Source organism: Vallitalea sp. (genome assembly GCF_025211055.1).
Classification (GTDB): Bacteria; Bacillota; Clostridia; order Lachnospirales; family Vallitaleaceae; genus Vallitalea.
The window spans coordinates 68,999-85,615 of sequence record NZ_JAOARO010000094.1 but is presented as its reverse complement, the minus strand read 5'-3'; the positions used below and the strand labels follow the sequence as shown (position 1 = coordinate 85,615).

The following is a 16,617-nucleotide window of genomic DNA, read 5'->3' as shown; positions in this document are numbered from 1 at the left end:
TCATGGATAAGAAAACTGTTCTTGTAACAGGTTCTTCCAGAGGCATTGGAAAAGCTATTGCAATAAAATATGCCAAAGAAGGATATAATGTTGTGATTAATTGCTCATCAAGTTTTAATGAGCTCATAGAAACCTCTGATATCATAAAATGTTATGATGTATCTTGTCTTCCAATAATGGCTGACGTATCCAATTATAATTCTGTTAGGGAGATGTTTGAAGAGATAAAGCTAGTATTTGGAAATGTTGATATAGTTATCAACAACGCAGGTATATCCTGTATTAAGTTATTCACAGATACTAGTGAGGACCAATGGGATAACATGATAAATACTAATCTAAAATCTTTGTATAATGTATGTCATCAAGCTGTACCTGATATGATTAAAAATAAAAGTGGTAATATAGTTAATATAACATCTATGTGGGGGATAACTGGAGCCTCTTGTGAAGTTGCTTATTCCGCTTCAAAAGGTGGAGTAAACTCTTTTACTAAAGCACTTGCAAAAGAGCTTGCACCAAGTCATATACGTGTTAACGCCATTGCTTGCGGTTTGATAGATACGAATATGAATTCATGTCTTGCAAAAGAAGACCTAGATACTATTATTGAAGAGATTCCTTCAAATAGAATTGGCAGACCTGAAGAAGTAGGCAACCTATGTTATTACTTATCTTCATCTGATTCCTCTTATCTCACAGGACAAATCATAACATTAGATGGAGGATTGATTTAGCTCTTATTTAATTAGGCTTATATGTGACTCTATTTAGTATATGAAGATTGTTATCCAACCATGTGTTAACAATCTTTTTTTCTTGGTTATTTTTAATTAATACATTAATCAATTCATTTAATTCTCCAATTCTTAGATAATAATTATCTAGTATATTCAATAATTCAGGATGTGTATATTCACTTCTGACAATAGTATGAGTATCAATATTATTGGTAAATATACTCTTAGTATCTCGTAGATGCCTTAAGCCAAATTTATTAATAGTACCATTAGGTGTCCACAAAGCTATTGCTATCCATTCTTTGTTATCAATGGATTTTTTAATTAATGCATCTAGTTCTTTGTAACCTACTTCTTTTATATTATATTCCATACCATAATTTTGTAACATATTTTTGGTTTCTTCAATAATTATATTACTTTCTTTGCAAACATATATTGTATTTGAAAATTCTTCCTTGTAATCCTCTAGTTCACACAAAAACCCTGTAAGAGTATAATTAGGAACGTAAATCCCATTAGATAGATTTCTACAATTAGTTCCTAAATCATTGATTACAGATTCTAATTCTGCTTTTCTTTCTGTATCAATAGTAGGTACCCAGCCACTTAACAGAACATCAGTTTTACCTTTTCCAAGATTATCCCACATCTTATCTGTATCATTCATTATGATTTTTGAGGTATATCCTTTTCTATTAACTATTTCACTAAGCAAAAGGGCTTGAGCATAAGATGATGGATAAGTGGTACATCCTATCCTTATATCTACATCTTCACTTATATCTTTATCTTCTTTTTCACTTCTAGTACATGAAACTAATAGCCCTAAACATAGTATAATAATTAATAATCTTTTCATATGAAATACATCCCTTCGTCTAATCAAAGCAGTATAATCCACTTTGTACTCTAACTGTCAACTTTAGCTGTGTGTTATTAGTATTTCACATATTAATTTTGTATATTATGGTTAGTTTTGGGAATTAATCCTTATACATGAAAAATTGAATTTAGTATTTATACCACTCAAAAAGAGACTGTCATTGTATGACAGCCTCCTTTTATTTTTATTAATAACTATTTATCTTCACTTAAGTACTTTTCAAGCTCATTAATAGCTTTTTCTTCGTCAGTTCCATCTGCTGATATGGTAATATCTTCACCTTCTAATACGCCTAGTGACATCATACCCATTATGCTTTTAGCATTAACTTTTTTATCTTGCATCTCTACATAAATATTACTTTCAAATTGACTTGCAACTTGTACAAATAAAGCTACTGGTCTAGCTTCAAGTCCTGAAGCGATTTTAACTGTTATTTTCTTCTCTATCATAGTTATCCTCCCTTTTGTCTCTTAATTTTTCAGCAATATTACTTATTTTTCGTAATCGATGATTAACTCCAGATTTGCCTACTGGTGGATCTAGCAATGTACCTAATTCCTTTAAAGTAGCTGAGGTATATTCTAACCTTATTCTAGCAATTTCTTCTAAAGGTTCTGGCAAAGAATTAAGACCAACCGTATGATCTATATATTTAATATCTTCTACTTGTCTCACTGCAGCAGATACTGTTTTCTTAAGATTTGCTGTCTCACAGTTAACAATTCTATTAACATTATTTCTCATTTCCTTCAAGATTCTAACATTTTCTAAGTCCATTAGCGCAACATGTGCTTCCATAATATTTAATAAATCAACAATCTGAGATCCTTCTTTTAGATAAGTGATATAGTATTTTTTTCTCATGATTGTTTTGGATTCCATACCGAATGAATTAATTAATCTTCTTAATTCTTCGCTTTGATTTTTATGCCCGCTAACAAATTCTAGATGATATGTCTTTTCTGGGTCACTTAATGAACCACTCCCTAAAAAAGCTCCTCTTATATATGCTCTTTTACAACATGTACTTTGTACAATCAAAGGATTAATCCGATGGACTATATGAAGTCTTCCATCTTCTAAAAACTCTGCAATACCTATAGCCTTCAGTATTTTAAGAGCTATCCTAGCATTAGTAATATACATTACATATATTCTACTCTTTTTTAATTGAGTGTTTTTTCTAATTAATACTTCAACATTAATATTAAATGTTTTTTTCAACAATGTAAAGTACTTTCTTGCAACAGCAGCATTTTCTGTTTGTACTTTTATTGTTATTTCATTATTATTCACTACTTTTATCTTACCACATATGTTAATAATAGCTGCTATTTCAGCAATTCTGCAATGTCTTGCACTGCCAATATGCCTTGATAATTCTTCTTTTACTTTTGAAGAAAAAGACATATAATCACACCCTATCATTCTAATTATTTTACCCATTATTTGCATATTTATTAGGCTATAGATGGCAAAATGCAGGATTGGTTAAAGTTGTTTCAATATAGATATTATAACTTCTGCTAACTTATCGGAGTTATGTCTAATTAATGTAGTCCCACTTAATATCTTCAATAATGGAGCTTCTAATACTCTTATTCCTTTATCTTTTAATAAATTTTTATTGTATGTAACAGGTATTGCTCCATCTTCTATGTAGAGTTCTAGAATTTCACTAGGTATTTCTTGGTTATTAACTATAATATAATCTATTATACCTTTTCCTAGATATTTTTCAATAACATTAATATGATCTATTAAATTATAATCATCTGTTTCACCTGGCTGAGTCATTATATTACTTACATATATGACTGTTGGTTTGGATTCTTTTATTACTTGTGCTATATCTCTTACTAGTAGATTAGGGATAATACTGGTATACAAGCTACCTGGTCCAAGAACCAGTATATCAGCTTCATTAATATCTTCTATAACTTTGTCATATGGTTTTGGATTCTTAGGATGTAACCAAACGTCTTTGATATTTTTTCTATCATTCTTACATCTTTGAACAATTTCACTTTCACCTTCCACTAAAACTGAATCATCGAATAAAGCACATAATTCAACGTTTTCTATGGTAACTGGAAGAACCTTGCCTTTTACTGCTAAGACTTCACTTGTCTTTTCAATTGCTTGTTCAAAACTTCCAAATATTCCATTAAGAGCTGCTAAAAAGAGATTACCGAAATTCTGTCCACTAAGACTTCCTTCTGTAAATCTATATTGGAAAACTTTTTCCATTATAGGTTCAGTTTCAGCTAATGCTAATATACAGTTTCTAATATCACCTGGAGGAAGCATATCTAATTCTCTTCTAAGTATTCCTGAACTGCCTCCATTGTCTGAAACGGTAACAACGGCTGTAAGATTTTCAGTATATTTTTTAAGTCCCCTTAACATAGTAGATAATCCAGTACCACCACCCATAGTTACTATTTTTATGTCGTCCATATCTTGAATCATTTAATAACTCACTCCTCAATACTAATAATAAGCAAATTTTAATTCTTTAATTTTGAGTCTTTTTCTATATCTCTGTGATAAATGTTGGCACTATATTCTTGTTTTAATAATCTATTATATAGCTCATTAGCCAAAGTAACAGATCGATGTTTACCACCTGTACAACCTATAGCAATAACTAATTGATTTTTCCCCTCTTGGATGTAATTAGGAATCAAGAAATTCAACATATCATCTAATTTATCAATGAATTTATTTGATACGTCCCATTTCAGTACATAATCTTTAATTTCTCTCTCATTCCCAGATTTCTCTTTTAGTTCTGGTATGTAGAAAGGATTAGGTATAAATCTTACATCAAAAACCAAATCAGCATCAGAAGGAATTCCGTATTTGAATCCAAAGGATAGAACAGTAATAATTAAATTCTCGTATTTTTTCCCTTCTAAAAATATCTTAGCTAATTCTGATTTTAATTCTCTTGTTAGTAATTTGCTAGTATCAATAATGAAATTAGCTCTTTTTTTAGCCTGCTCTAGTATTTTTCTCTCTTTATCAATACCATTTTGTATTCTGCCTTCTGACACAAGAGGATGTTTTCGTCTTGTTTCTTTGAATCTCTTAACTAGAGTTTCATCGTTAGCATCTAGAAAAAGAACTTCTAATTCATAGCCTTCGTTCTCTAATTTTTTTATCTCATTAAGAAGCTCAGTAAATAAATTCCCACCTCTAGTATCTATTCCCAAAGCAACTTTATCTATTCCTGAATCAGGACTAAAACAAATCTGAGCAAACTTATTAATAAGTACTGGCGGAAGATTATCAACGCAAAAGAACCCTATATCTTCTAACATCTTTAAGGATATACTTTTACCTGCTCCAGACATTCCTGTAACAATTACAAACCGCATGAGCTTCATCCTTTCTAGTTTTTCTATTCCCCAATAATTCTAACTTCTGTTTCTAAATTGACATGATATTTATCTTTAACTGTATTTCTTACATGATTAATAAGATTAATGATATCATTGGCTGTTGCATCACCTTTATTAATAATAAATCCACAGTGTTTCTCGGATACTTGGGCATTACCTATTTGGTGACCTCTTAATCCACTATCCATAATAAGTTTTCCAGCATAGTACCCATCTGGTCTTTTGAAGGTGCTGCCTGCACTTGGATATTCCAATGGCTGTTTTTCTTTACGCTTGTTATTTAGTTCTTCTATTAAGCCTTTTATTTTTTCTTTGTTACCTTTTTTACATTTTAATACTGCACTTAGTACAATATAATCTTTTTGTTGAACTATACTAGTTCTATATCCTAGTTCTAATTCTTCCTTTGATAAAGTTATGATATTTCCTTTTTCATCAATAACATCTACAGAAACAATTACTTGGGACATATCACCACCATAGGCTCCAGCATTCATATATACTGCACCACCCAATGTACCAGGAATACCTGATGCAAATTCAAAGCCTTCGAGACTTTCATTTGCTATGATTTTTGCTAATTTTGCCAAGAGTATACCAGCATCAGCAGTAATTGTATCGTCTTCAATAGTTACATTATTGAGGTTTTTGTATATTTGGATTATAGCTCCTCTAAAACCATTATCTTTTACAATTATATTACTTCCATTACCTACTACATAATAAGGGGTATTAAAAGTTTTACATGTCTTTATGGCATGGGATAGTTCATTTATATTACTCGGGCGAATAAATAAATCAGCATTCCCTCCTACTTTAAAAGTGGTGTGTTTTGACATACTTTCGTCTTTTATAATATTTTCTTTTCTTATTTTCTTTGTTAATTCTTGAGCTATTCTATCTATCTCCATAAATACATCCTTTCATACTCTACTAATATATTATGTAGCTTACTGCATATAATATTGAAGTGGATAAATTGAGTAATATTTTTTTGCAATAATTTTATTATATCATATTTTTTTAATTTGTTGGTTAGAATATCTTAATGCTTTTATAACTATTTTATTGAAGTTATACATTTAATATTATTTTAACTAAAAATATTACGTTTTTATTGTATAATATATATATTGAACTTAATATCTATACACCATTTTAATAAGTTCAATATATTTTCCTTGATTTTATAAGTTGAATTAACTTAATAATTGCTAGCTCTATAGTAATTATTTAATTTTACTTATATAATTATGATGATTAACCTACAATAAGTAATTCTGTAATTATACTTTTTGTAGATTGATTACTTTGATATTATATTAATACATTGGAGGATGAATTTATGGTTAAAGAAGCAACAGGAAAATTAAATTATAAGAAAACTTTTATTCTAGGTTTTGGTTTTTTTGCTATTAGTTTAGTATGGCCCCTTTATAATAACTATGTTCCATTATTTCTGAAAGAATTTTTCAAAAGCCAGTTAGTTGTTAATAGTATCATGACCCTTGATAACATCTTAGCTATTTTCTTAATACCATTTATTAGTGCTGTAAGCGATAATACTCATACAAGGTTCGGAAGAAGAAAACCCTTTATTATGATTGGTCTTCCTATATCTGCACTTATGTTTATTTTATTACCTATGTTTTCAAATGATCTATTATTATTCTTGGTTATTATTACCGTTTTGAATTTTTCAATGGCAATCTACAGAGGTCCAACTGTTGCGTTAATGCCTGATATGATTCCTTCTCATCAGAGAAGTGAAGCTAATGCAGTTATTAACTTCATGGGTGGTCTAGCTGCTGTTTTTGTATTGTATGGTGGTTCCAGATTATACAAAATCAATAATAATCTACCTTTTTTTGCAACTGGTATAGTTATGCTTATTTCTCTACTTGTTATTATATTCTTCATCAAAGAACCAAGTACATATAGTAATTGTGAATCAGATGAAAAAGTCAAAATAATATCTACATTGAAAGATATTATCAATAGTAAAGATAGTAAAACCCTGCATTTACTTTTAGCCATTCTTTTTTGGTTTATTGGTTATCAGGGAATGGAAGCTACATTCAGCAATTATATAGTTCATTATATTGGTTTACCAAAACATGAATCGGGAATTATTCTCAGTGCTTTTGCAGCAGCTTTTTTGATTTTCGCTATTCCTTCAGGATTTGTAGGAAAGAAATTAGGCAAAAGAAAAGCTATTCTTATTGGTTTGACTACTGATATTTTCATATTTATCATTATTGGTTTAATGGGACCTGTTGGTATCATACCTTTTAATAAGTATACTATGATAATATTATTAGCTGTAGCTGGTATATTCTGGTCATTAGTCAACATAAATTCTTATCCTTACATAGTTGAAGGTGTTGATGAGGCAAAAGTTGGTACTTATACTGGTTTTTATTATTTTTCATCTTCAGTAGCTGCTATAACCGGTCCATTGATATTCGGGCTTTTTGTTGATATTATAGGGTTTAATGTTTTATTTTTCTTGACGGCTATATCATTTGTTGTAGCGTTGTTGTTTATGTATACTATAGTGCAGACTAAAAAAATTGAGTAAGTATTAGCGTATGTTTTAAGGATGGATAACGGTAGTATCACAAAACATATATAGTGATAATCACTCTTGTTACATTTGTTGTTTTATCTGATTTGAAGGAAACAACAAGCTATAAAAATCGTTCTTATCACTATATATGTTTATTTGTGTGTTTTGCCCCATTTTATTGTTTTGAGATTATTTTATTGTCTGTTATGAGTTTTTCTAATTCTTTGATGGTTATATCTAGGTCTTGGGCTCCTGATAAATATTTGTGTACATTTATCTGTATAGTATCTGATACTGTTGTATATTTATCTGAGATAGGTCTTGCTATTGATGAGGTTAATGCGTTCTTATAGCCTTGTGATTTGAACAATTCATTTGAATCCATTATATCAGCGTCTGTCAATAATTTATTATATCCTGGTATATGTTGACCCTGAATAACTATAGTCTTTTGACCTTCTTCACTAGAAATATATCTAATGAATTCCCAAGCGCCATCTTTGTTGGATGAGTTTTTGTTTATTCCTAATACATAGCCTCCTATTACACCTCCATTAGGTAAAGGTGCTATTCCAATCTGTTCTTTTTTTAGATTTAGTTCGAGTTGTTCATTGTTTACTAGTTTAGATTGATATGGCCAGTTTCTTGAAAATACAGTTTTGCCTTGTATAAAAGCATCATTGGTATCATTCTCATTGTAGTACAAAATATCATTTGGTGTGTAATCAGCCTCAACAAACATTTTCATTGTTTCCAGTCCTCTTTTTAGGGTATGAAATGAGTTAGTAAATTCTGTTACATTTATAGTTAGTCCTTCGTACACTCCAGATTGAAATACGAATCCTGTTTCTGTATTTTCTTGTCCTTTATATTTCTCTGCTAACTTAGATAAATCTGTATAAGAATAATTACCATTTTCTAATACTTTTGCTTCTGTTTCATCTACGATATCTTTTCTATAATATAATAATCCTAAATCCAAATAAAAAGGTAATGTGTATTGTTGACCTTCGTAATTACCTGCTTTCATAGCTCTTTCATTGAAGTCAGTTTTCTTATAACCTTTTTCTTGTATTCTTACATCAATAGGTTCTAAGTAACCTGCTCCTGCAAATTCTCCTACCCATGTTACATCCATAGATATAACATCCAAATGGGATGATCCCCTAGATATGGATTTTTTTATTTTATCATGGACATCAGTATTGTTACCGTCAAGTTCTACTAGTTGAACTTCGTAAGTATCTTGTGATCGATTAAATTGTTCTATTACAGACTTTGTTTCACCATAATAATCAGCAGTAGCTCCAAATTTAACCACTTTTTTCTTAGATTGCTCACATCCTACTATAGATGCTATTATTAATGTAGTAATTAATAGTGTAGTAATTAATTTCTTCATTATCAAGTCTCCTCGTTGATTCTTAGTATGATTATTTCATATACTTTTTATTTACATAATTGGATATAATTATTCCTATTAAAATCAAAATATATTAAAATAATACTACCCCAAGTTATAAGATAAAAGGCAATCTAATTCTCGAATTATTGATTCAAGAGTATAGATTGCCTTTATTATCTATTATAATTCTCTATAACTTATTTACCAAATAAGCCTTTGATCCAATTAATGAATCCTTTCTTTTTCTTATTTTTTTCAGTTTCTGTAGTAGCAACTACTTCTTTAGCTTTCTTGATTTCTTCAGTTTTCATAATGAATTTAACTGAACCTTCCATGTCTTTTCCAATTCCAGTAAAGCTATTGTATTCATCAGCTAACTTAATAAGTTCATCTTTTACAAGAAGTAACTCATCTAAAGACTCTGTTTTTTCTGTTATGACACTACTTAATTCTTTGATACCTTCTTGATGGAATCTATTCATATTTACATTGAGTTCTTTTGCCCCATCTTTTAATCTATTTCCTCCATCCACTAGTTGATTAGCTGCTGATAGTAACCCTTTATTACCTTTTTCCAACTTAACTTTTCCTGCTATAATAGATTTGGAACCCTCTGATAGCTTTCCTAATCCTTCACTTACTCCTTGTGAACCTGTTACTAATTCCTTGGAACCACCAGCTATTTTCTTAGCTCCTGTATCTAATTGCGCTGCGGATTGGGATAACTTATCAGCTCCATTTACAAGCCCTTTACTTCCTGCTTGTAATAAATCGGCTGTTTCTTTAATAGTGTCAGTTCCTTGTCCAAGTTTCCCTAATCCAACAGTTAATTTTTGTTGACCTTTTTTGAAATTATTTAATTCATTTGTCATATTGTTAGAACCGTCTTCAACAGCTTTTAGGCCAGCTTCAATCTGCTTAAGAGTTGCTAACATTGGATTCTTAGGATCTTGTTGTTTTACTGCTTTAATTAAGCTCTGTACTCCTTTTAAGCTTGCAGTTATACCTGTAGTTATTTGTTTTTCACCAGCTATTAATTTATCTGTTCCGTTAGTTAGAGTTTTGGCACCTGTTTCTAATTCTTTTGTACTGCTAGTTAGTTTTCCTAATCCACTGGATAACATAGTAGCTCCATTTGCAAATTCTCCTGCTTTTTCTGCAAAACTTGTTGCTCCTGCTCCAAAAGCTTTAGCACCTATTCCGAATTCTCCTGTACTATCTACAAATAATCTTATTCCATTAGCTACTTTTGTTGCACCTTCATAAGCTGAACCAATTCCTGAATCTAATTTGCTGATTCCATTAAAAAGTACTGTGCTACCTTTATCTAAATCTACTACACCAGCTCTAAATTTCACTAGATTATCAGCAAGTTCTGTCTGTCCATTTGATAAAATTTTGGTTCCATCTCTTAATTTTCTAGAAGCTGATTCCAATTCATTAGCAGAATCAATCATTTCACTTATACTTCCTAGATCACCTTGTTCATTAATTTTAGGTAACTCACATGTTGCCACTGACATAATAGGTCCTAATTCAAATTCTTCTGCATCTGCTTCTATTACTAGTTTTTCAGGAATATTAATATCTGTTGCATCTTCAGATATTAATTCACTTAAACCTGGCACTGAAACATAAGTTATAATTTGATTATTTCCTTCAGTTAATATTCTGCCTGAGTTAACTTTAACATTACTGAAAATATCTTCTGGTAAAATAACCACTGAAGCTACCATAAAAGGTGTATAGATATCTTTAGTTTCACCATTTATAACTGTTTGATGTTTTTCTTTATTAACTGTTTCTAATTCTATTTTTACTTTACCTGACTTACCTGGTAACTCTGATGGTTCTATCTTATTACCATCTAAGTAATAGTTTACTTTAATTTCAACTGGAATCTCTTTATCTGTGTTACCCTGGTAAAACAAATCATTTCCTTCAAGTTCCCATATTATATTTTCACCATCTATACTAGGTTTTTCTTCACCTTTAACATTTTTTATATCTGTTAGAGAAGAACTATCAACTACCTTTTGACCCTCTACATCTGAATGTATCTTGTCACTTACTATAATTTTTTTAACTTCCCCTGCTGAGGATAGATTAACATATACAGTTTCGTCTTTTTTGATGGTATTATCATCAGCAGCAGAAGATAAACTGCTAGATGTCATTATTAAAACAATTGCTAAACTACATATCTTTTTCATTCTTTTTTTCATACTATATCATCCTTCCTTAATTTCTGCGCCATTTTCTACTAGTTTTTGCTATAAATCCTTCAAATAAGAGGAGCAGTGCTGGTAACATAAATATGATTACGAACATACTGATAATTGCACCTCTTGAAATCATACCTGTTAAACTCTTTATCATTTCCATATCAGCAATGAATCCAACACCTACAGTTGCACCAAAGAATGTTAAGGCACTAGTTACTATTGATCTAACCGAACCTAGAAGACTTATTCTCATTGCTTCTAATTTATCATGTCCATTTCGTATTTCTTCTCTGAATCTAGTAGTTAATAATATTGCATAGTCTACTGTTGCTCCCAATTGAATGGTTCCAATTACGATTGAGGATACAAATGGGATAGTCGTATTAGTATAATAAGGAGTTCCCATATTAATAAATATAGCAAGCTCTATAGTTCCTACTAGAATAATTGGAATTGATATAGAACCGAATACTAATAGTATAATTGCGAATACTGCCAAAATTGATGCTATACTTACATTTTTGAAATCCACATCTGCTAACTCGACCAAGTCTTTTGTTAATGCACCTTCACCTGTAACCATACCCTTTTCATCATATTTTTTAACGATATAATTAATATCTTGTAATTGTTTATTTTGTTCATCTGTAGCTGCTTTGAAACTTGAATTAACCAATATGAGTTTGTGACCACCTTTTTCAAGTATATCCTTTAACTTATCTGGTACATATTCATAAGGTATTGCTGGACCTACTAATTTATCATACCCAATAACTGATTGAACCCCTGGTAATTGCTCTATTTCCCCCAGCATGTCTTTTACTTGGTATGATGGAGTCTCGGAATCAATAACAATCATATGGGTAGTAGTCATATCATAACCTGTTTTCAGCTTATCAAGTGCCACTATTGAATCAAGGTTTCTTGGTAATGATTCATCTAGGTTATAATATACTTCTGTGTTGGCTTTACCATATATAAAAGGTATGAATAATAGTACAAATAATACTACAAATTTCTTATAGTGTTTTGTTACAAAATTAGCTGTACCATTAAATGATGGTAATACCGTACCATGATTGAATCTGTGTATCACTTTATTAAATGTTAGTATAAGTGCTGGTAGAATAGTTATCGTACATATTACACCTATGAAAACTCCTTTTGCCATTACAAAACCTATATCTTTACCTAACCCTAATTTCATAACTGCCAAAGCTAAGAAACCTGCTATAGTAGTTAATGAACTACCTGCTATTGATGTTGCTGTTTTAGTTATTGCAACAGCCATAGCTTCCTCTTTGTTACTGTTAATCTTTAGTTCATCTTCATATCTATGTAATAAGAAGATTGAGAAGTCCATGGTAACCCCTAACTGTAGTACCGCCGCCAGAGACTTGGTTATATATGATATTTCTCCTAGGAAAATGTTAGTACCAAAGTTATATAATATAGCTATACCTATTGCGGCTAAAAAGATTAATGGAACAATTGTTGATTCTAATGTCAATGCTAAAACGATTGTAGCTAATACAACTGCTAATAAAACATATATAGGTGTTTCTTTATCAGCTAATTTTATTGTGTCTCTAAGTATGGCTGACATACCACTTAAGAAACATTGTTTGTTCATTATTCCTCTAATGTCTTCTATTGCTGTCTGAGTTTTATCTGATGCAGCTTCATGTGTAAATTCTATCATCATCAAAGTTGAATTCTCACTATAGAATACATCTTTTATATCACTTGGTAGAAATTCTTTAGGTATAGTGATATCCATTAAATCACTAATCCAAAGAGTTTTTTCAACACCTTCTACTTCATCTATTTTTTCTTTTAACTTTATTACATCTTTTGATTCCATATCTTCAATAATCAATAACCCTGTCGCTGCTTTATGGAATACTTTATCAACTACTTCTTGACCTTTCATAGAATCTAACTCTTGTGGTAAATAAGTTAGTAAGTCATAATTGACTCTTGTATTAGTCATACCATAAAGTGATGGTATCATTAACAAGACTCCAATTAGTAAAACTAATTTTCTATGTTTTACAACCATTCTTGCAAACTTTTTCATGTTATCCTCCCTTTCTGCAATCATCAGTCCTTTTAAACGTCTACTACTATTCAAGCATTTTCCTTATTACTTTAAAAAGAATTGGCTTCATTTCATCAATACTTGCTGGCTCTTTTAGAATAATTGAGCTATAGCAAGTTGAACCAACTAATTCGATAATAAGAAATAATGTTTTATCCACATCTTCAACAGAAATATTATGGTCTTTTAACTTACCTAAAAATGTTCTGTATATTTCATCCATATCCTTAATTAATTCAGGATCACTTAATGCTTTTCTATACAAACCCCAAGATAAGTTTTTGTAGATGAGACTTAAAAGAATAATATTATCCTTGAGGTATTCTATAGTATAATTAGTAAAGAATATAATGGCATCAATAAAGTTTTTATGTTCTTTATTCATAGTTTCTTGAAACGCTTCTTTTATGATAACTGAGCTTTTCTTTAAAATTATATTATCAAGTATTTGATTCTTATCTCTAAAATAGAGGTAGAAAGTACCTTTAGCCACACCTGCCTTTTTCACAATATCGTTTATTGCAGTCTTATCAAAACCTTTAGTTGTAAACAATTCATATGCAGAACTAAAGATAGCGTTTTTCTTTTGCTTCTTATTCTCTATAATCTTACTCATAGCACACCTTCAATCTATATTGACCAACGGTCATTTTTTTATCCAAGAATATTATATTCGTAAAATGACCAACGGTCAATATTAATTTTATATAAAAAAAAGCCATGAAATTAAATTTTCATAGCTATAATTACCAAATAAAATTTTATTCTTGGGCATCAATAATATCAAACAACATATTATTGACTATTTTTATGAATTTATTTTTATTTAATCTATAATATAATCTTTTATTTTTACCTGTCTCAATATCAAATATTCCTAATGTACTCATCTTTTTAATATGATAGCTCATAGTTGCAGTAGTAATACCTAGATGATCTGCCAATTCTTTACTATACCATGATCTTTTGCCTAACAAATCAATTATTTTGAAACGATTATCATCATTAAGTAACTTTATCAACTCTCTATATTCCATCTTCTTCATGTTATCATCATATTTTTGTTCTAATCCATACCCGTAAGTGATAGTATAAACTCCGTCTTCAGTGTATCTAAGTCCACAACCTATTTCGCTGAAATAACATATATAAAACTTAACTTCTTTATCTATAACTACATCTTTGTCTATTAGCATAACCATATTATCAAAGAATTTGTCGTAATCTCCTTTTATCAATAGTCTATGTTCATTTAATTTTTTGTCCATAAAGTCTCTAACATCTTGTTCTATAGATACAAAAAATTTATTATAATATTCTCTAAGAGTTATTACTAATCGTTCTTTCATTTCATTAGGATACCTGAAGTAATCCATGTATATTTCAACTTTATCTAAATCCTGCATATCATTTCGTAAATCTTCTTTAATGACTGTCTGTATTTGTTTTTCACTAGCACCTTCTGGAATCTCAAGCTCTAGTTTTTGTATAATTATATTAACTAAATCCTCCCCAGACATCATATCCATATTATCAAGTAATATCCCAATATCATTGATATCTTCATCTATTGCATAGAAAATTACTGCAAACAATCCTTTGCAAAACTTACCGCAATAATATTCCATATCTCTTTTTAATATAGGATCCATATTTTCTTGAACATGCTTAACATATTCTGAAATCTCATTATTCAGTTTAAATCTTTTTGCATAGTCTGGCCACTCATTAGCATTAATTATCCTAGTAATTGATTGTATGAAATCTATTACTATATTATAATTTATATCAGATATCATTACATCACTCCATCAACTTTCTGCCTCAGCAACTTTCAAAGTATCTTTAACTTTAACAATTGATTCATCATTATCAATTATTTTATTCATTTTCTTAGTCATGTATATTGCAATAAAGAATATACCTACCCCTGCATATATCATTATAATATATGTTGGTATTAAATCAAGTAAAAATCCATGTAATAAGTAACCTAAAGGTGAAATTGCCATACAAAGTGTTCCATTCAATCCCATTACTCTACCTCTATATTCATCATCTGTAGTCTTCTGTATATAAACAGCCATAGGAATATTGATTAGTACAAGAATACATCCCATAAGGAAGAATAGAATACTATAATATACAGCCACAAAATTGTTAATGTCAAGTAATCCAGTAGCTATTAATGGAACACTGAAAAGTATATTTATAATACCTAAGCCAATTACGAAAAAACCCATTTTCAATGGCTTCAATACTCCCAATTTATTAGCGAATGTAATTGAAACAAATAAGGAACCTATTGCAAGTGCAGATTCAATAATTCCGTATATCTCATCTGACATATTGAACTGAACTACTACAATATGTGGTATAGCAACATTTATAGCCGTAAACAGAAAATTGATGAAAACAGCAATGGATATAACACTAAATATTAGGCTTTTAGTTTTAATATAAGCAAATCCTTCTTTGATGTTAGCAAAAAAGTCTACTTCTTTGATAGCTATTTTTTCTACGCTTTTTTCCACTTTCCAGTAGAAATCAATAAAGTATTCTGAGAATGTTGATAATACAAATGATATTCCATTAAATATTATAAACATGGTTGGGGGCACTAGTGCATAGACAATACCACCTATAATCGGTGCTAGTACACCGGTTAAACTATTCATAGCTTGGTTATATGAATTCACTTTACTTAAACTTGACTCATCTACCAAGTTAGGTAGAGCCGCATCAAAAGCTGTAGCAAACAATGCATTAAGTATTGAAAGTAAGACTGTTGACATATATATTATCCAAAGTTCCAATCCAAAAATCTGACTTAGTCCAAAAGCAATAAACATTATAACGCCGCTAAAGAAATCTGCTAACAGAACCATTTTCTTTCTATCCACCCTATCAGCTATAACTCCTCCAATAGGTCCAAAAATCAATGCAGGTATTGTTGATAGTAATATACTTATGGAAAAGTTAAGAGCAGAACCTGTTATTTTCAATATGTACAGCCCCATAGCAAATCCATAAATACGTGTTCCAAATAAAGATACTAGTTTTCCTAATAAAAACAAAATTGTATTTTTCTTAGTCTTATTCATATTTGATATATCCTCCAGTTTTAATTCTTTCAAATGATTATTTAACCAAAGTTATATTACATAATTATCTAATATATATTATATTATATTTATATCTTATATATTTGTCAATGAAAATTTATATTTAATTTATTATTTTTCAGAGCACTAAGTTTGTTACCCTATATATAATCAACA

Annotated in this window: 14 protein-coding genes; 2 read left to right on the top strand and 12 right to left on the bottom strand. The window is 29.9% G+C overall.

The annotated features are described in order from the left end of the window. The first annotated feature begins 2 nt into the window (after positions 1-2). A complete protein-coding gene (ymfI, locus tag N4A55_RS14885; protein ID WP_293757770.1) occupies positions 3-737 on the top strand; it encodes an elongation factor P 5-aminopentanone reductase in 735 nt (244 codons plus the stop codon). Between the two features lie 7 nt (positions 738-744). On the opposite strand, the gene N4A55_RS14880 is transcribed toward ymfI, so the two are convergent. The 6 genes from N4A55_RS14880 to murB form a co-directional block, all read right to left on the bottom strand. Further along, positions 745-1,602 (bottom strand): glycine betaine ABC transporter substrate-binding protein, encoded by an 858-nt coding sequence (locus N4A55_RS14880; protein ID WP_293757768.1) that lies wholly within the window; start codon positions 1,600-1,602, stop codon positions 745-747. Positions 1,603-1,820: 218 nt separating this feature from the next. Beyond that, positions 1,821-2,078 carry an HPr family phosphocarrier protein gene (locus tag N4A55_RS14875; RefSeq protein ID WP_113673645.1) on the bottom strand — a complete coding sequence of 86 codons (258 nt, stop codon included), beginning with the start codon at positions 2,076-2,078 and terminating at the stop codon, positions 1,821-1,823. Beyond that, on the bottom strand, positions 2,053-3,039 hold the full coding sequence (gene whiA / locus N4A55_RS14870; protein ID WP_293757765.1) for a DNA-binding protein WhiA: 987 nt from the start codon (positions 3,037-3,039) through the stop codon (positions 2,053-2,055). Before whiA ends, N4A55_RS14875 begins: the two co-directional genes overlap by 26 nt. Positions 3,040-3,120: 81 nt before the next feature. Continuing rightward, positions 3,121-4,101, bottom strand: a complete 981-nt coding sequence (locus N4A55_RS14865) for a gluconeogenesis factor YvcK family protein (RefSeq protein WP_293757762.1) — start codon at positions 4,099-4,101, stop codon at positions 3,121-3,123. A 38-nt stretch (positions 4,102-4,139) separates the two neighbouring features. Further along, positions 4,140-5,012: an RNase adapter RapZ gene (gene rapZ / locus N4A55_RS14860; protein ID WP_293757759.1), complete on the bottom strand. Its 873-nt coding sequence runs from the start codon at positions 5,010-5,012 to the stop codon at positions 4,140-4,142. A 23-nt stretch (positions 5,013-5,035) separates the two neighbouring features. Further along, entirely contained in the window at positions 5,036-5,947 is a 912-nt protein-coding gene (gene murB / locus N4A55_RS14855; protein ID WP_293757757.1) for a UDP-N-acetylmuramate dehydrogenase, read from the bottom strand. Positions 5,948-6,381: 434 nt separating this feature from the next. Between murB and N4A55_RS14850 the strand changes: the two genes are divergently transcribed. After that, positions 6,382-7,617 carry an MFS transporter gene (locus tag N4A55_RS14850; protein ID WP_293757755.1) on the top strand — a complete coding sequence of 412 codons (1,236 nt, stop codon included), beginning with the start codon at positions 6,382-6,384 and terminating at the stop codon, positions 7,615-7,617. Between the two features lie 163 nt (positions 7,618-7,780). Here the strand turns inward: N4A55_RS14850 and N4A55_RS14845 are convergent, their stop codons facing one another. The 6 genes from N4A55_RS14845 to N4A55_RS14820 form a co-directional block, all read right to left on the bottom strand. Next, positions 7,781-9,007 carry an extracellular solute-binding protein gene (locus N4A55_RS14845; protein ID WP_293757752.1) on the bottom strand — a complete coding sequence of 409 codons (1,227 nt, stop codon included), beginning with the start codon at positions 9,005-9,007 and terminating at the stop codon, positions 7,781-7,783. Positions 9,008-9,207: 200 nt separating this feature from the next. Next, the gene (locus N4A55_RS14840) at positions 9,208-11,235 is read right to left on the bottom strand and encodes a hypothetical protein (RefSeq protein ID WP_293757749.1); all 2,028 of its coding nucleotides are present in this window, start codon (positions 11,233-11,235) and stop codon (positions 9,208-9,210) included. Positions 11,236-11,251: 16 nt separating this feature from the next. Then, a complete protein-coding gene (locus N4A55_RS14835) occupies positions 11,252-13,315 on the bottom strand; it encodes an efflux RND transporter permease subunit (RefSeq protein ID WP_293757747.1) in 2,064 nt (687 codons plus the stop codon). Between the two features lie 46 nt (positions 13,316-13,361). Next, entirely contained in the window at positions 13,362-13,952 is a 591-nt protein-coding gene (locus N4A55_RS14830; protein WP_293757745.1) for a TetR/AcrR family transcriptional regulator, read from the bottom strand. Positions 13,953-14,097: 145 nt separating this feature from the next. Beyond that, the gene (locus N4A55_RS14825; RefSeq protein ID WP_293757743.1) at positions 14,098-15,135 is read right to left on the bottom strand and encodes a winged helix-turn-helix domain-containing protein; all 1,038 of its coding nucleotides are present in this window, start codon (positions 15,133-15,135) and stop codon (positions 14,098-14,100) included. 12 nt (positions 15,136-15,147) lie between these two features. Further along, entirely contained in the window at positions 15,148-16,440 is a 1,293-nt protein-coding gene (locus tag N4A55_RS14820) for an MFS transporter (RefSeq protein WP_293757741.1), read from the bottom strand. Between the last annotated feature and the right edge of the window lie 177 nt (positions 16,441-16,617).